Source organism: Chryseobacterium endalhagicum (genome assembly GCF_016745235.1).
Classification (GTDB): Bacteria; Bacteroidota; Bacteroidia; order Flavobacteriales; family Weeksellaceae; genus Chryseobacterium; species Chryseobacterium endalhagicum.
In genome coordinates this window covers 1,254,442-1,272,710 of sequence record NZ_JAELVM010000001.1, presented here as the reverse complement: position 1 = coordinate 1,272,710, position 18,269 = coordinate 1,254,442, and the positions used below count along the sequence as shown (strand labels likewise).

Sequence of the window (18,269 nt, the reverse complement as noted above, 5' to 3'; positions counted from 1 at the left end):
AAATCAATAAGTCATAAAGTATTGATTATCAATACAAATCATCTTTCTTATATTCCAGTGGTGACTTTCCGCTGTGCTTTTTAAAGAATTTGCTGAAAGACGCCTGATCAGAAAAATTCAGCTGTACGGCAACGTTATTGACATTGAGATTGGGATTTTTGAGAAGAAGTCTGGCTTCCACCGCAAGAACCTGATGAATGATATCCCGCGGTGATTTAAAAGTGGTTTTATTGATCACCTTAGTCAGGTATTTACGGCTGATACATAGCTTGTCCGCATAAAACTGTACATTATGCTCATTTTTAAAATGTTCCTGGACGAGAATAAAAAAGCTTGTCGTAAGTTCATCTTCGCGATGGGTCACCTGATGCGGCATTTCTATTTTCTTGAAATAATTATCAATCTCATACATCACCAGAGAAAAGTGATGCCAGATCATTTCATTAAAATAATAATTATCTTTTTCTGCGTTGTTCAGCGCTTTCAGTTCATCAAGATGGAAATTCATTCTTCTGAAAACATCTTCTTCCTTCCTGATAATCACCGTTGGGTCTGATGAAAGACTTTTCATGACATTATTGGATCTGTAGTTGAATCCTGCCTGAGAAATAAACTCCAGGGAAAAGAAAATATATTTGGATCTGTAATCGTCAGAGACCTGTTCAATCCAAAATGTTTCTCCAAACGGACAAAAAATAATATCCCCTTTAGACACTTCATAGCTTGTGTCATCAATCCTGAAACGGATATTACCTTCCTGCACCATAAAAACACAGAAATAATCAGACTGGTAGGGTGCATTAAGCTTTACAGCATATGTAGCTTTATCTATCTCCATCACAACAAATTCCTTAATGCGAAGATCAAATTCCACCTGCTGAAGCAGCTCTTCAAAGGTAAACATGGATATAAATTCCGGTAGTTCGGCGGTGGTGGATTTCTTGCGCATGAAGAATGGATTTGGGTACGAAAGTAGTTTTTTTTGGCGAAAAAGCGAAACGGGCAAAATCGCTTTAATTCACTTCAACAATCAATTCCTTGTCATACCCATTATATTTTTCATCAATATAACCATGCGGATTGCAGATAATTTCGGTTTTACCGATGGTATATCTGCAGGGTGTGTGAATATGTCCATGAATCCAGTACAAAGGCTGATGTTCTGTAATGAAATCCTCCAGATCGGATGCATAAGCGGAAGTCACCGGATCTTTTTTATACTGTTCCGGAACAGACTGAATGCTGGGTGCATGATGGGTAACGACAATATTTTGTAAGCCTGCAGAACTTTCCAGACTTTCTTTTAACCAAATCTTTGAAAACTGATGAATTTTAAAAGTATCTATTGTTCTTATTTTTGAATAGGAAGGATCCCGTCTGATCTTTTTATAATCATTCATGAGCGGCTGGCAGATCATTCCGTAGTATAAAGGATCTCCGAAAATAGAAAAATCCGTCCACAGCGTGGCTCCGTGAAAACGAATGCCATCAATATCTACAGATTCATTTTCAAGGACAAAAACCTTTGAATCTACCGCAGCCTCCTTGATTTTATTGAGTGTTTTTGGATAAGAACCTTTATAATATTCATGATTACCGAGAACATAGATAACAGGCTGGTCCTTTATTTTAGATTTAATCCATTCAACTCCTTTGGTCCCGAGATTAATATCTCCGGCCAATACGACAACGTCTGCATGATCAAAAAATAAATCAGCCGATCCGAATTCCTGATGAAGGTCGCTGATGATCTGTATTTTCATTCTGCTAAAATAAAAAGAACCGACGTCATAATGCCGATCCTTTTTCATATAGTTTGTCTATTTTAAATTTATATGTTCTTTTATCTTGAAACAAAATGAACCAAAAATTCAAGGCTGGAATCTTCCGTTAAAAATTATAAATTGACTCTAAAATCCCCAAACTCGTGCGGATTTATCATTTCTGCTACGGTTCGCTATTTTACCCGCACTCAAACAGTGGGAATTTTTTAACGAATCAAATTATAATTTTCTTAACACTACAGCTTCCTAGGCCATCACTACCGGGCTACAATACAAAAGAAAGCAGCTATTTTCAAATATTTACATGAAAGCTTAATCAACGGCAGAGCCGTATTCTTTGCTCTCCTTGAATAGAAAGGAATAATAATTTCTTTGCATTAAAATCATTGATTTATCCATATTTTTTTACGAAACCGCTATTTCCGTCTGCCTGATTTTTAAACTTTTAAAGATAAAATACAAGAGCATTCCAAGAGCCAGCAAAGCATATCCTGCCAGGATAATTAAACTCAAATCTCCAACCGCATATTTTGACGGAAAGATCTGACTCATCAGCGTCATAAATGAAAGTCCGATACCCGCTCCCAGAAAGTAACTGGTAGAGCTTAAACTGGATGCCACACCGTAATGAGAAGGTTCCACATCCTGGATTCCCATCACGGAAAGAGCCGTAAAGCAGAATGTCATTCCTATTCCTGAAATACATGCAGCGCCCAGTAAAACAACAGCCAGTGGATGTCCTGTATACACGGCAATCAGTAAAGATAAAGCACCTGCCAGCATAAAACTCCATCCAAATACACCCATTTGGGAAGAACTCAATCTTTTGGAAATATAAGGCAGAACAAATTTTGCTGCCAATGCTGACATAATACTGAACGGAACAAGCATCAGCCCAGCCGAAGCCGCACTGTGCCCCATATCTTTCTGAAGCATTAGTGAAATAAGAAATAGAAATCCTATAAAGAACGCTCCTAATGTAAGGAAAACGGCATTAGAAATCATTAGAGATCTGTGCTTAAATATCTTCAGATCAATCAGTGGCTGAGCTACAGACTTCAACCTGATGAATACAGCAACCAAAAGCAGAACAGAAAGCACTAGAGAACCGATAATCAGTATTGGATTTTCTTTGATATGAACCAATTCGTGAGTTCCATAGGTAAGGCTTAAAAGGCCCAGAACCAGCAGCATTCCTGAAACGAGATCTGTTTTTTGTCCGGCTTCGCTTTTTTCATCCGCAGGCAGATACTGATAAGCAAAAATGAGCGTGATCAGAAGAATCGGAACATTGATCAGGAAAACCCAGTGCCAGCTTAGATAGGTACTGATAATTCCTCCCACTGAAAGGCCGCTTCCGGAGCCAATTGCAGCAAACGAACTGAAAATTCCGATCGCCCGGTTACGCTCCTGCTCACCTCTGAAAGTATTCGTCACAATGGATAAGGCGGAAGGCATGATCAATGCGGCTCCCAATCCCTGAAGGGCACGGAAGATGGCTAAAACCTCAAAGCTTTGCGAAAGTCCTGCTCCCAAAGATGTCAGCATAAAAATAAGGCCTCCGATAAGGAATATTTTCTTACGCCCAAGCTGATCAGAAAGCTTTCCACCGATAATCAGAAAACCTCCGAAAAACAGTACATATAAAGTCTGAAGCCACTGCACGGTCTCTGCTCCAATATGGAACTGTTCCTGAATAGAAGGAATGGTTAAATTAATAATGGCAATATCCAAAGCCTCTACAAAAGTTCCTACCGATGCTAAAATTAATATTAAATTTTTCCTTGTACTCATGTATTCAAATTTCCTGCAAAATTAGTTTTAAAAGAACATATTTGAAAATTATGTGGTAAATTTGGAACAAATTAATTATTTAAATTAATTTAAAAGAACATATACACTAATACGATTAACAATCACTTTAAAAACAGAACAAATGACTGCAGAACAATATAATCCCGACGAAAAAGACCTGTCTATCCTGCGTCTGCTTCAGAAAGACGCGAAAATGAGCATCCGTGATATCTCAGCCAGGATCAATTTAAGCCCGACGCCTACCCATGAAAGGATCAAACGCATGGAAAAGCTTGGAATCATTAAGGAATACACCGCTGTAGTAGACCGTAAAAAGGTGAATAAAGGCATGATGGTGATCTGTATGATCGCTCTGAATGTCCACAATAAAAAAACAGCTGGAAAATTCATTGAAGAAGTAGGAAAACTGAAAGAGGTCGTGGAATTTTATAACATCAGCGGAGATTTTGATTTTATGCTGAAAATCCTGGCTCCGAATATGGATGAATTCCATGAGTTTTTCGTGAATAAGCTTTCTGAAATTGAAGGCATCGGGCAGACGAAGAGTATTTTTGTGATGAACAGCATTAAGGAGAGTGTGCAGATTTTGTGAGTCTTTTAGGTTGGAGGATGGGAGCTGGAAGAGGGAGGTCGATTTCAGTCTGTGAATTGCTGACTGGTCTTTTCATGTAAATTATTTTTAACCCTAATTTTGTTTTTTTATGCTTGGCAAGGTTTAAAACCTTGCCAAGGATTCCAATTTCAAAACCATTATTAAGATAAGAGTGTCTTAATCCAAATTCAAATTAATTTAATGAAACTTTAAACATTCAATAAAAACGGGATTGATTCCCCTTTCTCCTTCCAGTAACTTCCCGCTCCCATCTTCTATCCTCCTTTCTTTTAAGAATCTTTTAATAGTTTAATTTTTTTATTCTGTTCTGGATTGAGTAAATTGAAGTCACATTTAAAATGATCAATTATGCCCTGGAATCCTGAAGTTTACAATCAATTTAAAAATATCCGTTTTAAACCTTTTTATGATCTTGCGGAGCTTATCACCGAAGAAAAAGAGATGAAAGCCGTAGATCTGGGTTGTGGAACGGGAGAACAGACCGCCATTCTTGCCGAAAAATTTCAAAGTGCTGAATTTACCGGAATCGATTCTTCCCCTGAAATGCTGGAAAAATCCAAAGCTCTGGAACATGAACGTCTTCACTTCCGGATTGCTTCAACAGAAGAAATACTGGATGCCAACGAGAACTGGGATCTGATCTTCAGCAATGCCGCTTTACAATGGTCGGATAATCATGAGGAGCTGTTTCCAAAACTTATCTCTAAACTGAAAATGGGTGGACAACTGGCTGTTCAGATGCCTTACCAGCCGGGAAATACGCTGAATAAAATCCTGTTTGAACTGGCAGATGAAGAGCCTTTCCGTACACAGCTTAAAGAATGGAACCGCCCTTCTGCCGTGCTTACGATTGATGAATATGCGCAGATCCTGTTTGACAACGGGCTTGAAGATCTGAATCTTTCACAGAAAGTGTATCCTATTATTGCCGAAGATCATGAAACGTTATTCAATTTTATTTCCGGATCGGCCCTGATTCCTTATCTGGAGAGGCTTAGCGAGGAACAGCAGCAGACCTTCACCACAGAATTTAAAAAGCGGATCGCCTTAGACTTTCCAAAGCTGCCTGCCATTTATGCCTTCAAAAGAATTCTCCTTTACGGAAGGAAAAAATAAAAAAATCCCTGCTTCACTCTGGAGCAGGGATTGCTAAATACTTCTTTTGTTTTTATTTCCAGTAATTCCAGACAGTTCCGTCAAAAACGGCGAATGTTTTGCTCGCAGTATCATAACAGATCATGCCCGGATACGGATTTTTTACATTCAGATGCGGTGTATCTATTTTAGGAAGAATCATTGCTTTGTCCGGGGATTCCAGAACCAATATTCCTTCTGCACTACCCGGCTGAACACCGATCACCACTCCGTTTCCGGTTTCATCCGAAGCATTAGCGGTGATTGCTGCAGAGCTTCCCGGATCGCTGAGATCTTTCCAGGTATTATTTTCGTAAACCTTTACTTTTTGATCTGAAGTATCGAAAACAAAGGTTCCGTTTGCCGGACTGGCTGTAGGAAGTCCCTGTGTAGCCGGAAGAATTAAACCTTTTGTGTTCGCAGGTACATTATTGAAATCTAAAAGGGTACTGCTTCCGTCAATGACTTCTTTTTCTATCGCTACCTGAGCACTAAAAGTGTTAAAAAAAATCAATGCTGCCGCTATGCTTATATTTCTTATGGAATTCATATTCTTTACAAATTAGGATTAATCATTACAGCTTCTTTCAATACATTTCCATTGGGTCCCGTTGAAAAGCTTTACACAGGAATCCTGGATATCATACACAATCATTCCTTCTTTCGGTTCTGCCACTGCATCGCCCGGCTGAGGAGTCTGGCTGACATGTTGCACTCTGGTGATCACAAAACCCTTGGTCTTTGATTCCAGGGCAAGAAAACCATTTGGAATATTTCCCGGCCAACTGTCCGCTTTCTTCTGTACCGTAATTCCCATTCTGGTAAAGCCATCAGGGGTTCCTGAAACCGGAGGTTTTGTACAATACTCGTCCAATTCATGCACCACTTCATCTGCAAAACCACAGACAGAATTATCATCCGGAAGTCCGGCAGGCCATAAAGCAGGACACGATGCCTGGGTAGCGTTGGGTCCGCAGAAACTTGCATTTCCGGGAGACAATCCCGTTACCGTATTCATGGCAATCGCTACAATCTGGCTGTCATTACTGAGGATAGAAGTTCCGCCGCCGCTTACCTGTGCTTTGGCAATGCAATAGGCTTTTCCCAGAGGCGCCCCCACATAATTTACAAATGGATAGGTGGTGGACTGCTGATTGAATGTTCCACATATTTCCACGACGCTGTACGTTCCCATATCAATCGTAGACATCGATCCGGGATAGGTTCCGAAAAATGAAGGATCTCCCTGTGAAACAGATCCTACAAGGGACAGATAGGCCTTGGTTCCCAGTTTTACCTTTGAACTCTTCTGGCTTCCGAAAGCACCAATCAATATGGCTCCTTCGGACTTCACACTGGCTTTTTCACGGATTTCCAGGTTTCCGGTTACTGTAATCCCTTTTACAGTAAGCGACCCCAACGGTTCAATGATTAAAAGTGCATCCTGAGGAATGGTAATATCATTAGTCAAAGTAAGATTTCCATTAAGACAATAGGTTTCTCCGGGGAGCATTGCCTGACCTGTGTACGCTGTGCATTGCGCATGGGCAATACCGTAAAAAAGAGCCATTAACAAGAATGTGAATTTCTTATTAATGGCGCAAAAATTTAAATTATTCATACGACTTTATAATAAATTATTATTTTTCATATAATTTAGAGGGTTAAAAATAAAATTCATGATTACCTCCAAATGAACAATTTATATACCAAAATTTGATTTTAAGTCTTAATTCAGGCCGCCATTATTTGAATTAAGCGGTCTTAATGGTCGCAACAGAAGGGACTTAAACTGTCGGGAAAAAAAATGATTTTTTATAAAATAAAATCATCCGATTGTAAAATTATGCCCGATTTTTATCATTAATAATAGCTTATCGAATAAAAAAACACACTCATATGATGTATTTTCCAGACCTTTTGTTTTCCGAATTTTATAATCTGGGGTTTACACCGAATTTTTCACAGTATCAGGTTTCAGAACCCTCTACTCTATTTTCTGGTTTAAAGAATAAAGAAGGATAAAAAGTTTTACTCGAAACTTATTTTTAAAATCATCCTGTTTAAACGAATTTCCAGATTATTAGATTTTACAAATAAAGTCCATAGAAATTAAATATAATCCAACACAATCCTTTTATCATTGAATTTCAACAGATAATAATCAAATTAAAATCACTTCAACGTGATTAAATATATTTTTCAATGATAATATTTCATACATTAGTGATAACTAAAACCATTAAACTCAATATTTATGAAAACATCATTATTATCCATGAAAAGTGGCCTGGCAGCTGCTATGGTCCTTTTTACAGGCATTGTTAGTGCCCAGCAGTGGCAGATCACCGGAAATGCGGGAATCACTCCGGCCGATTATGCCGGTACAGTTGACCCACGAGCTTTTTTTCTCAGAACCAACGGCGCATCAGCCAATCCGGGGCAGGCTATCCTTAACGAAGCAGGTTCGTTTATCGTAGATGCAGTGAACAACTCCAATGTTGCGAAAGTCAAGGGAAGCATCGTCACCGGATCGTCAAATATTCTTGGGGGACAAGCCGGAAGTTCTATTGTAAGCGGCTGGGGAAATGACCTCAGTAATGGCGGAGGCGCAAATATTGTGAGCGGACAGGACAATGCTGTTCTGAATAACTCAAGCAAATCTGTAGCTCTGGGCTGGAAAAACATTATCAGAAACCATAACCAATTTGCATTAGGAGTAGGTATTGATCTTAAAGATGTCTATTCCGGCGGATTCGGTATTGATCTTGCCGCTACCGGAAACCGTTCTTTTGTGATCGGATCTGGAACTGGAGGAGCAAAACTGACGAATAATATTCCCTTATCTATTATGTTTGGTTTATCTCCTACCTCCACAATGCTGATCAGGGATAAAAGTGTCGGCATCCTGACGCTTACTCCTACCGCCAATTTTCACACCGTAGGAACGGTAAGACATGAGAACCTGCCTACAGGAAGCGGCCGCGCCCTGGTTGTAGATCCGAGCGGAAATGTAATGGTTTCCAATACACCACTTAATAAAACAGCGTCTTCAGAAGAAATCATAATGCAACTGGAAGACCGCATTAAAAACCTTGAAAACACGGTAGAAGAGCTGAAACAGCTGCTGTTGAATAAGAACGGCCTATCAATGGAAACCTCATCATCAGATATTGCAAAACTGTCTCAGAATGTTCCCAATCCTACGAAAAACGGAACGAATATCAGCTATTATCTTCCCAAAAATGCCAAAACAGCTTCTATTGAGATCTATAATATCTCCGGCCAGCTGGTAAGATCCCTCCCACTTCATGAAAAAGGAAATGGTACAATTACTCTTTCCGCTTCAGATCTGCCATCCGGTACCTACGTTTATAAAATGACGACAGATGGAAAAGTGACGGGGTCTAGAAAAATGATTATCCAGGATTAGATTCTTGATATACTATTTTCAAAGAAACGGCTGAAGGAGGGATTCTTCAGCTGTTTTTTATATGTAGTAAAATATTAATTATTACCACTATCATATTACACATTAGTAAAAGGTAAGTCAACTGCCTGCATATACATCTGCTTATAGGTAGTGGAAGACCTTACTGCTTTTCTGTCAACTAAAGATAAATGTGTATTGCAGTCATCAAACACATCTTCAGAGACATGATCTGTATTTTCCGGTAAGGTAAGCTCCGGCAGATTTTCGGGATAAATAAAATAAGCAGGGATCAACTGGTCATCACTAATGCCAAGCTCGTCATACACTTTACGCAATCTGGTATATCCCGCCAATTGTCTTGCATCTTCCATAGAAGGATTACCATTTCTGTATCTGGGCTTGTACTTAGCGTCAACTACTGCTTTTGTATCCTGACTGTTAATTATAAAATCTAATTCCTGTCTGTTGTATTTATTATGATATTTAACTTCACCTTTTCCCGGGAATTTTTCACGCAACTGCCTGTAAACATATAGCTCAAACAGTTTGCTCATATCTATCCAAAATGGCGGATGGGTACATTTTTCCTTATTTGATTTTCGGGAAATATTGTAATCCTGAAGAGCCAGAATCTGATTACCCAGGTTAACAGCAAGATTATAATTTTTATAAAATGGATTCTTCTCTTTATATTTAAGACTGGTGAAGGATTTATGACTGACCTGCTGAAATCCTCCCATACAATATTTCATGATTGGAGACAGACTGTCTTTAATAGAATGATAAGTATCCAAACTAGAACTTATGCGGCTCATCACATATTTTAAAAACTGATTAACCTCTATATCATATCCAAAATTCTGAAATTTACATGCAGTTTTTGTTAATCTGTTTTTCAACAGATTTTCTCTTATCTGCTGACCGACCATGATTTTACCTTTAATCTTATTATTGAGATTTTCTTCAACATCATAGTAAGATTTTTTAAGACCTTTCTTCATAATACTCTTAGTCACAGAAAGAAACTGGGCTATTAAAAAGGGAGTAAGCACAGGCTGCAGGTGGTTTTCTATTTCAATCCATTCATCATTCAATTTTGTTGTTACCAGGTTATCGAGGTGTTCAAAATTTTCAGGCTCTTTTAATGCTTCAAGCAGCATTTCAATGTAGTTAATCTGCTGGTTCGCGTTATTCAGTTTAGGTTCTATATAAACAGAAAATCCAAACCCGGGAAGACGATCCAAGCCAATAAAATAAGAAGATGAAATGCTACAGGCATACTGATGATCTTCAGTTTCCTTCTTCAGCAATATTTCGATACACCGCCTTTTCTCATGAATGTCAAAATAAATAATTTCCTGCAAAATATCATGATCAAAATATGTCTCCCAGTCTTGAAGTTTCCGGAAAGCTCCTAAATGATCTCTGTTGTAATATTCAAAATGTTCTGAAATATGAAGCATATGGATTACTTAACTGTTGATAAATTCTCTATCATGGCAAGAGCAGATTCTTTCAAAATTCCATCTTTTACATACTCTCTCAGGATGGGTTTTATTTCATATTCCAGACGCATTTCCATATCAGCATCCAATTCTTTCGGTTTTATAAAATAGGAATGACCTAACCATACTTCCTTAGGGTCAAAATCTGAGGACAAATATTCAGAGGGCACTATATTTTCATAGTCCTGATCAACACTATAATTCTGGATAAATAGTTCTGAAACTGAAACAAACAAGTCTACATCAAAGTCATCCTGTAGTTCAGGGCTCAGATTTTTAGGTAAAACATCAACAAAACCAAATCGCCTTCTAATGGCATAATCAATGTGCCCCACACTTCTATCTGCTGTATTCATAGTGCCAATAATATATAAGTTCGGAGGTAATACTAATTTGCTGGACCCTTCTACACTATACATACTGTCAACCTTTTCGCCCCTATATTCTAAAGCATAAATTAACTCTCCCAAAACAGAGGATAAATTTGCACGATTTATTTCATCGATGACCAAAACATAATTTTTAAGCTTTACTTCTCCTTTTTCTTCAGAATACTTTTCATCTTTTATAAATTCCAAAAAGGCTTTCAATACTGCTACATAGTAAGTTGCGTGCTGTCTCGCAGAACCGGAAATATTGGCATTCTTAGAAAGCTCTATACGAATCGTATTACCATCTAAAAAAGCTTGTTTAATATCTTTGAATGGCATTCTATGCTGATATCCTTTCCAAACAGTGCCTATATATAAAAAGGCATCATCTTCCAAATCAACAATGTTGACACTATCAGTAAGCTTAAAATATTTTTCATTATTAAGATCTTCAGCAATTTTTTCCACAAATCTATCAAACTGCAGATCTACCCATTTTTCTTTGGATAATACTGAAATGTCTTTTTTACTATTTAAATAATTATCTAAAGCCGTTTTGGCAAATAACCCCAATGTTTTATTTACATTTTTATATTCTATAAAATTACCTTTACTTTCTGCAACGATACCTCTCACAAAATCTTCATATGTATAACTTGGATGAAACTGCAAGAGCTTAAACTGCGGCTGGCTATCTTCATTGGCAAGTCTATCTGATGAATCATAAAATTCAGAAATATATTTTGCTATAGCCATTTCATATAACTGAACATTACTTAAATCGGTAGTATTCCAATTTTCACCGTTTTTATGATTTTTATAGAAAGAAATTACTCCGTTTATCGTTGGCTTTCTATCTTCTCCTGAAGTAGAAATTAATAACGTATCATTATTAATTTCTTTAATTTCATAATCTCCTCTACCACCAACAGTTTTTATTCTTTGTCCTATTTTTATCAGTTTCTTAATATCATCAGCATTAATGACATCAGGTTTTTCAATTACAGCATCTTTATCGATAAGTGCTTCAGCGATTTCTTTTGCAAGCTTTGTTTTTCCGGTTCCTGGAGGCCCTTGCAGGATAATTTGATTTTTATACTTTAATAAATCAGTTATTTCTTTCATTTTTGTTTCTTTGGTTATTTGCTTTAGCCTATCGTGAATATATTTGTACGAATCTGTATATGGACTATTTAAGATCTGAAGTGTACCCTGCGGCTGAGGAAAATCTTCGTCATCTTCAAACCATTTTAGAATATTAACTTTTCTGAACCAATTATGTCTAAATTGTTGTTCCAGCTCTTTTTCATAAAAGGCAATATCATCCAAAACCCTTACTAATGCCAGTGGTCTTTTACCTTCTCTGACTAAAACTATATCTCCCTGATCCAGACCATCGCCTTCGAAGTTTTTAAAATTTATACATTGATGACTTTCCCATTCTCCCGAGGCTATTAAAGCTGATGAATGTTTTAGTATAGGACGGGAATCATAAAATCCGCCTTTCCTACCGTAAGGTAAACACATTTGTAGATGCCAATATTTCATTCTGGTCTATTAGTTTTATGCATGGCAAGTATACCAAAAATATTTAATTCCTGCTTACGGGAAAACGTAATTTTTCAACAAAAAAACACTCCAGCAAAGGCTACAAGAATACCAAATCCTTAAAAAGCGGCTCTACCCTCTTCAATAAGCCTCCAGAGGCACTTCCGAACGGCCGACAGCCCCTTCATAAAGGGTATCTACCCCCTTGGGTAAGGGGGTAGATAGGCTTGCATAACGGGTTCCGGGGACTTGTAGAGAGGCTTTAGCCGGTTATTCAAGGGGAGCCAGGGGTTTATCCAAGTGTATGAAGCCACTTTAAAGGCATCCTGATGGAGAAAGCAGGGAGAAAACAGCCTGTTTTTTTATCGCAAAGGTTCAATTCTGAACCTGTATATTTTAAGAGGGCAAAGAGGGAATCAATTGCATTGATTCTATGAAGCAGGCGTTTTATCCTTCGGCTTAACCGGTGTAGGTGACTTTTTGCTTTCCTTGTGCTAATTTTATTATGCATCCATAAAAAAGCACGTCTGTAAACGTGCTCTTCATTGGGGTTATTTCTATTCCTGTTATCCTGGCTGGCTGTCAGTATTATTTGCAGGCGGTGGCGGAGTAACAGGAGTTTGTGGAGATGTGACGAAGAACTGTTTCAAATCTTCATAGATCACATTGGTTCCCGGTACATTTTCTTCGGAAAGGAATCTGATATTCCTGTAAAAGCTGATCGCATTATGGTAATTGTCGTGATCAAGTAAAACTTTAGTATCGGATAGCTGCTCATGGAGTGAGTCCAGGCGCTGGAGACGCTGTTCGATTTGTTCTCTGGCTGTATAATCCCTGTCGAATTCTGCTTTATCGAGAAATCCCGGAACGTGCTGTGCATACTGCTCCATATAGTTTTTCGCTTTGTTGACGAAAAGTTTATTCTGCTCTGCAATCCTCCCGTACTGCTGCCGCTGTTCCGGAGTAAGGTTGATGGTTTTTCCTGACAACGCAGTCTGTATTGCCTGCAAAGCCTGATCAATAGCTGCTAATTCTTCACTGGAAAAACTTAAACTGATTAAATTGTCTAATGCCATAATTTTGTGTGTTTTTGGAGGTTAATAATTCCAAATATAGTGAGTACAAGCATTGAAAAAACGCGTCATCAGCAAATTTTTGGTGGGCATTCATCAGATTCTTAAAACTAAATAATGAGGTTTATGTCTCCTTATTTTTTAATGAAAAAATTGATGGTTTAAACATGAAAATGTGAAAAAGGCTTTTACACATTCCAAAAAAAATACTGCCTCCGTAGAAGCAGTATGATATAAGGTATGATTTCTCTTTAGAAAAGAGTATCCGTTATCTTTTGGATTTAAGGCTTTTCACTTCCTGTTTCAGCGCGTCAATCTGCTCCTTCAGGATTTTTATGTATTCCTGCTGGTTTTCTAATATATAATCCGGGATATTACAATAGGTATAATTTGTAGACTGAAAATTTCCAGCATGATCATTAAAAGTTGCCCCATTGTTGTCATTATTCTGCACTAAATCAGAAGCTCTATCTTCTTTAATTTCCTCCACAGGAACATCCAAAGCTTTGGCAAGCTTTTCCCACTCGTCGTCATAGATCCTTACGCCTCCACTTTCCTTACGGGAATAGTTGGAAACATCTGTTGCAATAATGTTTGACATGTATTCCTGAGTGAGGCCTCTTTGCTTTCTTAGATTTCTTAGCTTTTCCATAATGATTTGTATGTGCTTTGCGCAAATATAAAGAAAATTTGGGGTTTAGAAATTACAAAAATTGGATATATGTCATATTATTAAGTACAAATTATTACATCAACTATCACCATCATATTTTCATTAAACCTGCTTCGTAACAGCATAAAATCTCCTTGCTTTTAAAAATAATATTAATTTACAAAATTCAATAAAATCTTAATAATACTTACTAATTGAGTTTTAAATTTTATGTAAAATCTGTAACTTTAACAAATGGACAACCTAACTAAAGAACAAAGAAGGAAGAATATGCAAGCCATAAAGGCTACGGGTACTAAAGCTGAAGTAATTCTAGCTAAATCTTTGTTTGCAAAAGGTTATAGATATCGTAAAAATAATAGATCTGTCTTTGGGAAGCCTGATCTAACTTTCAAAAAAATAAAACTAGCCATATTTGTTGATGGAGAGTTTTGGCATGGAAAAGACTGGGAAATAAGAAAGAAAAAGCTTAAAACGAATCAAGAGTATTGGATTCCTAAAATTGAAAGAAATATGCAGAGAGATAATGAAGTGAATTCAAAATTATCTGAACAGGGGTGGACAATTTTAAGATTTTGGTCAAAAGAGCTTGAAAAGAATTTAAATACATCTATTTTACATATCGAAGATGAAATTAATAAATTAAAAACAAAAAAATAACCATATATGCCAAGCACAGGAGATAGTTTTATAACAACATTAAAACAAGCCCACTTAGAATGGGGGAACCATAGACATACTTTATCTAGAGGAATTGTATATGGTGAGGGATATTTACAAATTCCTGCATTCATTGCCAGAGATTTTGATATTACAAATAGTAATTCACAAAACAACAATATTTATACATGCAGCTCAAGCGACGGCTTTTTAACTAATGTACAATTAAAATCCACTGGTTGCAGCCGTGCAGGAAGCATACATGCTAAGCAATTTCACGGCTCAAGAAATTTAAAACTTTTAGGAAGCTGGTATGCACATATTAATGCCCAAATCGGTGATAAAATTAGAATTGACTTCATAAGCCCTACAGAAATTCTTATTACCAAAATTTAAGGATTTTTCGTACTCTTTTTTGTAAATTGCGCTTTGATTTAGAAAGAAATGAAGCTAGCAAAACAAAATATCAGCGTTGAAGAATTAAATACTAAAACCTATCAAACAATACCATCCAGGATTATTGAAGATGGGGAGGCTGTATTAACTCATTATCTTCATAATATACACAATGGTTTATCTTCTCACTACAAAGAAGATGCTATGCAGGTGATAAAGAACTATGTAGAATACAAGCAGGAGAATAATATATCAATAGTTGAGGAAGAAGCTATTCAGCAATTTTTATTTGAGGTAGAAAATGTTCCTTTTCCTACACCTGAAAATTACTCTTTCAAATTCATTGACTTATTTGCTGGTATAGGCGGTTTTAGAATTGCTATGCAGAACGCTGGAGGGAAATGTATTTACACTAGCGAATGGAATAAGGATGCAAAAATTACTTATAGAGAGAATTTTGGAGAAACGCCTTTTGGAGACATAACAAAAGATGAAGTAAAAAGCAGAATTCCAAATGAAAAGATAGATGTCCTCTGTGCAGGATTTCCCTGTCAGGCCTTTTCTATAGCAGGCTACCAAAAAGGCTTTTCAGACACTAGAGGAACTTTATTTTTTGATATTGAACAGATTATTGAGAAACACAGACCAAGAGTTGTCTTTTTAGAGAATGTAAAAAATTTGGTATCTCATGATAAGGGAAACACTTTCAAAGTAATTATTGAAATTCTAGAAGAAAAACTAGGATATAAAGCATTCTATAAAGTATTAAATTCAATGACACATGGAAATGTTCCACAAAATCGTGAAAGAATTTTTATAGTTGCTCTGGATCCGGATCAGGTTCCTAATTATGAACAGTTTGAATTTCCTAAAGAAATGAAACTTACTAAGACTATTCATGATTTTTTGGAGAAAGGAAAACAAGATGAAAAATTTTATTATCCTGAAACACATCAGTACTATCCGGAACTTAAAAAGATAATGACAAATAAGGATACTGTTTATCAATGGAGACGTGTTTATGTAAGGGAAAATAAAAATAATGTTTGTCCTACTTTAACAGCTAATATGGGAGCTGGTGGCCACAATGTCCCATTAATAAAAGATGACTTTGGTATCAGGAAGCTGACTCCAAAAGAATGTTTTGCTTTTCAAGGTTATCCAATGGAAAATTTTATACTGCCCAACATCGCAAACAGTAAACTATATATGCAGGCAGGAAATTCAGTAACCACAAGTTTAGTTGAAAGAATTAGTAAACAGATTATAAAGGTTTTATAAATGAGCGTATGGGAACAATATTCTGCCGAACAGCGTAGTGAATATATTCAATTTTTACAGGTATATGGAGCATTGTCCAATCTTTTCCGCCAAAAGCAAGGAGACTTTATACCTTATCTTGACTCAAAATTTCAGGAAACTGTTTTTGCTAAAATATTTAATGGTCAGAATGTAGATATAGGTAATACACCACATGATGTATTATCTGTTTTTGGTACAAATAGAATTGGTATTGGAATAAAGACCTGGATGGGTTCTAAACCTACATTTCAAAAGGTAATGCAGCTAAAACGTTATCAAAATGAAATTAATCTTTTTCGTAATAGTCCTGAAGGCCTGGCCCATAAAATTTCAGAGATAAAAAATTTACGAATGCAAAGTGACTATGAGCGGCTTGGTCTTACAGAGAATAGTAATATTTATCATTATGTAACACGGGATGAAGGGAAATTTTTAATTAACGAGTGTGCTTATCCTCTTATAGATACTAACAGTTTAAAAGATTTCTTTTTAACCCCAACAGCATTTTCCTGGTCAGATGGCAACAAAGATTATAAATATACTTTCAGCGATTCTCAAATTTGGCAGAAATTTGATTCTACAAAACATGATACTTTAATTTTAAATCAATTTGATGTAAAGATAATTGAAGATCCCTTTTCATTTTTACTTCAAGCATATCTTGGTCTAGCAGAAAGTACTAAAGAAGATAAAAAAGATATAGTTGAAATATATTTACCATTATATTCTTATCACAGTAAAGAAGTTGAAGAAAAGTCAGGCTTAAATGCTTGGAATGCAGCACCTAAAAATAAAAACTATGATACACTAAGACCATTAAACGAAGTTTACATTCCAATCCCAAGAGAGTTTCACAAAAAGCATCCTAATTTCTTCACTCAAAACATTTTTGATTTTGAAAAATACAGAGATGCTTATGAAGGTGAAAAAAAGAATAAACCCGAAGTCCGTTTTCGGCTCCAGCTTCCAAATGGAAAAAGTATACCTGCGTTAGTTACTCAGGATAATATGAAAAGTTTACAATCCGGCAGTAATACAGAATATGATGAAAATGGAAAAAGGTATGGACAATCAGCATTAGGCCAATGGTTATTAGTTGATGTTTTAGGTTTAAAAGAAAGAAGGCTTGTAACCCGTGAGTGGCTTCAAATAAAAGAAACAGACTCGGTAAGATTATGGCGGAAAAAAGATGATTATTCTACAATCTGCATAGACTTTGCACCCATTGGCGCATTTGAGGCCTTTATGAATAATGATGTAATTCCACAGGATGAAGAATAATGTTATCTCCTTATGAATATTATATTTTTATTAATCGTATTAGTTAATTTAACAATAATTTTTCAAGTTCGATAATATTATTAAACTGAACTAAACCATCAAACCCATAAAATTTTCCTTTTAAGGTTTGTTTTGATCCAAAACCATATTCCTTAACATCTTTCAAATTCTCCCTGACTGTTTCTGCGCTTGCGAAACCGCAGATTTGTAACATTGAGTATTCTGTTGAATAAATAAAAATATAAGGATTATCATTATTAATATCTATTAGTGGTAAATTGAAATCAAACATAATAATATTGATCGTTTTACCACAAATTGAAACTTTAGAATTGTACCTAGCTACATTGATCTTTTCAAGGTCAATTAAATTAAATTTTAAATATTTCTGTAAGGCTGCAATAGGAATTGACTTGCCAAGAAAGTTATCCATAAATGCTTGCCCTTCAAATTTATCTCGCAACTCATTAAGATCTCGAACATTAAGATATTTAACAACTAGATTTTCAAAAGCTACTAATTCTCTCCTAGTCAAATTAACAATAGGAAATTTTTGCTTGTACGGAAGCAAGTACTTGATGTAATCTTTCATAATTATTACAAAATAAAACAAAAAGAAGCAGATTATCTACAATCAATTAAAATCGTTATTAATCTTTTGTTGTCTTAAATAATGAAATA

At 36.2% G+C, this 18,269-nt stretch carries 17 protein-coding genes; 7 read left to right on the top strand and 10 right to left on the bottom strand.

The window, feature by feature from the left end:
* Positions 1-28: 28 nt before the first annotated feature.
* The 3 genes from JET18_RS05620 to JET18_RS05610 form a co-directional block, all read right to left on the bottom strand.
* Positions 29-949: a helix-turn-helix domain-containing protein gene (locus JET18_RS05620; protein WP_202089632.1), complete on the bottom strand. Its 921-nt coding sequence runs from the start codon at positions 947-949 to the stop codon at positions 29-31.
* A gap of 64 nt (positions 950-1,013) precedes the next feature.
* Positions 1,014-1,811 carry a metallophosphoesterase gene (locus JET18_RS05615; RefSeq protein ID WP_228728487.1) on the bottom strand — a complete coding sequence of 266 codons (798 nt, stop codon included), beginning with the start codon at positions 1,809-1,811 and terminating at the stop codon, positions 1,014-1,016.
* Between the two features lie 378 nt (positions 1,812-2,189).
* Entirely contained in the window at positions 2,190-3,578 is a 1,389-nt protein-coding gene (locus tag JET18_RS05610) for an MFS transporter (protein WP_202089631.1), read from the bottom strand.
* Positions 3,579-3,720: 142 nt separating this feature from the next.
* Between JET18_RS05610 and JET18_RS05605 the strand changes: the two genes are divergently transcribed.
* The gene (locus tag JET18_RS05605) at positions 3,721-4,191 is read left to right on the top strand and encodes an Lrp/AsnC family transcriptional regulator (protein ID WP_202089630.1); all 471 of its coding nucleotides are present in this window, start codon (positions 3,721-3,723) and stop codon (positions 4,189-4,191) included.
* A gap of 369 nt (positions 4,192-4,560) precedes the next feature.
* Positions 4,561-5,328, top strand: coding sequence for a methyltransferase domain-containing protein (locus tag JET18_RS05600; RefSeq protein WP_202089629.1), 768 nt, complete (start codon positions 4,561-4,563; stop codon positions 5,326-5,328).
* Between the two features lie 52 nt (positions 5,329-5,380).
* Here the strand turns inward: JET18_RS05600 and JET18_RS05595 are convergent, their stop codons facing one another.
* Positions 5,381-5,896, bottom strand: a complete 516-nt coding sequence (locus tag JET18_RS05595) for a hypothetical protein (RefSeq protein WP_202089628.1) — start codon at positions 5,894-5,896, stop codon at positions 5,381-5,383.
* 18 nt (positions 5,897-5,914) lie between these two features.
* Entirely contained in the window at positions 5,915-6,916 is a 1,002-nt protein-coding gene (locus tag JET18_RS05590; RefSeq protein ID WP_202089627.1) for a hypothetical protein, read from the bottom strand.
* 687 nt (positions 6,917-7,603) lie between these two features.
* Between JET18_RS05590 and JET18_RS05585 the strand changes: the two genes are divergently transcribed.
* Positions 7,604-8,779 carry a T9SS type A sorting domain-containing protein gene (locus JET18_RS05585; RefSeq protein WP_202089626.1) on the top strand — a complete coding sequence of 392 codons (1,176 nt, stop codon included), beginning with the start codon at positions 7,604-7,606 and terminating at the stop codon, positions 8,777-8,779.
* 95 nt (positions 8,780-8,874) lie between these two features.
* Here JET18_RS05585 and JET18_RS05580 read toward each other — a convergent pair whose 3' ends face one another.
* The 4 genes from JET18_RS05580 to JET18_RS05565 form a co-directional block, all read right to left on the bottom strand.
* A complete protein-coding gene (locus JET18_RS05580; RefSeq protein ID WP_202089625.1) occupies positions 8,875-10,242 on the bottom strand; it encodes a 5-methylcytosine restriction system specificity protein McrC in 1,368 nt (455 codons plus the stop codon).
* A gap of 5 nt (positions 10,243-10,247) precedes the next feature.
* The gene (locus JET18_RS05575) at positions 10,248-12,203 is read right to left on the bottom strand and encodes an AAA family ATPase (RefSeq protein WP_202089624.1); all 1,956 of its coding nucleotides are present in this window, start codon (positions 12,201-12,203) and stop codon (positions 10,248-10,250) included.
* 566 nt (positions 12,204-12,769) lie between these two features.
* On the bottom strand, positions 12,770-13,279 hold the full coding sequence (locus JET18_RS05570) for a hypothetical protein (protein WP_202089623.1): 510 nt from the start codon (positions 13,277-13,279) through the stop codon (positions 12,770-12,772).
* 265 nt (positions 13,280-13,544) lie between these two features.
* A complete protein-coding gene (locus JET18_RS05565; RefSeq protein ID WP_202089622.1) occupies positions 13,545-13,928 on the bottom strand; it encodes a helix-turn-helix domain-containing protein in 384 nt (127 codons plus the stop codon).
* A 255-nt stretch (positions 13,929-14,183) separates the two neighbouring features.
* On the opposite strand from JET18_RS05565, the gene JET18_RS05560 reads away from it, so the two are divergent.
* From JET18_RS05560 to JET18_RS05545, 4 genes are read left to right on the top strand one after another with little or no spacing between them, the layout of a single operon-like run.
* On the top strand, positions 14,184-14,609 hold the full coding sequence (locus tag JET18_RS05560; protein ID WP_202089621.1) for a very short patch repair endonuclease: 426 nt from the start codon (positions 14,184-14,186) through the stop codon (positions 14,607-14,609).
* A 6-nt stretch (positions 14,610-14,615) separates the two neighbouring features.
* Positions 14,616-15,005, top strand: a complete 390-nt coding sequence (locus tag JET18_RS05555; protein WP_202089620.1) for a hypothetical protein — start codon at positions 14,616-14,618, stop codon at positions 15,003-15,005.
* 48 nt (positions 15,006-15,053) lie between these two features.
* Positions 15,054-16,286, top strand: a complete 1,233-nt coding sequence (gene dcm / locus JET18_RS05550) for a DNA (cytosine-5-)-methyltransferase (protein WP_202089619.1) — start codon at positions 15,054-15,056, stop codon at positions 16,284-16,286.
* Entirely contained in the window at positions 16,287-17,588 is a 1,302-nt protein-coding gene (locus JET18_RS05545) for a phospholipase D-like domain-containing protein (protein ID WP_202089618.1), read from the top strand. It abuts the gene before it with no gap.
* A 43-nt stretch (positions 17,589-17,631) separates the two neighbouring features.
* Here the strand turns inward: JET18_RS05545 and JET18_RS05540 are convergent, their stop codons facing one another.
* Entirely contained in the window at positions 17,632-18,180 is a 549-nt protein-coding gene (locus tag JET18_RS05540) for a hypothetical protein (protein WP_202089617.1), read from the bottom strand.
* Positions 18,181-18,269: the final 89 nt, after the last annotated feature.

Bases quoted from the DNA above. Each gene is read 5' to 3' on its own strand.
- JET18_RS05580 (WP_202089625.1), bottom strand. From the start codon at position 10,242: ATGCTTCATATTTCAGAACATTTTGAATATTACAACAGAGATCATTTA.
- JET18_RS05605 (WP_202089630.1), top strand. From the start codon at position 3,721: ATGACTGCAGAACAATATAATCCCGACGAAAAAGACCTGTCTATCCTG.
- JET18_RS05620 (WP_202089632.1), bottom strand. From the start codon at position 949: ATGCGCAAGAAATCCACCACCGCCGAACTACCGGAATTTATATCCATG.
- JET18_RS05565 (WP_202089622.1), bottom strand. From the start codon at position 13,928: ATGGAAAAGCTAAGAAATCTAAGAAAGCAAAGAGGCCTCACTCAGGAA.
- JET18_RS05590 (WP_202089627.1), bottom strand. From the start codon at position 6,916: ATGGCTCTTTTTTACGGTATTGCCCATGCGCAATGCACAGCGTACACA.
- JET18_RS05560 (WP_202089621.1), top strand. From the start codon at position 14,184: ATGGACAACCTAACTAAAGAACAAAGAAGGAAGAATATGCAAGCCATA.
- JET18_RS05570 (WP_202089623.1), bottom strand. From the start codon at position 13,279: ATGGCATTAGACAATTTAATCAGTTTAAGTTTTTCCAGTGAAGAATTA.
- JET18_RS05555 (WP_202089620.1), top strand. From the start codon at position 14,616: ATGCCAAGCACAGGAGATAGTTTTATAACAACATTAAAACAAGCCCAC.
- JET18_RS05595 (WP_202089628.1), bottom strand. From the start codon at position 5,896: ATGAATTCCATAAGAAATATAAGCATAGCGGCAGCATTGATTTTTTTT.
- JET18_RS05610 (WP_202089631.1), bottom strand. From the start codon at position 3,578: ATGAGTACAAGGAAAAATTTAATATTAATTTTAGCATCGGTAGGAACT.
- JET18_RS05545 (WP_202089618.1), top strand. From the start codon at position 16,287: ATGAGCGTATGGGAACAATATTCTGCCGAACAGCGTAGTGAATATATT.
- JET18_RS05540 (WP_202089617.1), bottom strand. From the start codon at position 18,180: ATGAAAGATTACATCAAGTACTTGCTTCCGTACAAGCAAAAATTTCCT.
- JET18_RS05615 (WP_228728487.1), bottom strand. From the start codon at position 1,811: ATGAAAAAGGATCGGCATTATGACGTCGGTTCTTTTTATTTTAGCAGA.
- JET18_RS05585 (WP_202089626.1), top strand. From the start codon at position 7,604: ATGAAAACATCATTATTATCCATGAAAAGTGGCCTGGCAGCTGCTATG.
- JET18_RS05575 (WP_202089624.1), bottom strand. From the start codon at position 12,203: ATGAAATATTGGCATCTACAAATGTGTTTACCTTACGGTAGGAAAGGC.
- JET18_RS05600 (WP_202089629.1), top strand. From the start codon at position 4,561: ATGCCCTGGAATCCTGAAGTTTACAATCAATTTAAAAATATCCGTTTT.
- dcm (WP_202089619.1), top strand. From the start codon at position 15,054: ATGAAGCTAGCAAAACAAAATATCAGCGTTGAAGAATTAAATACTAAA.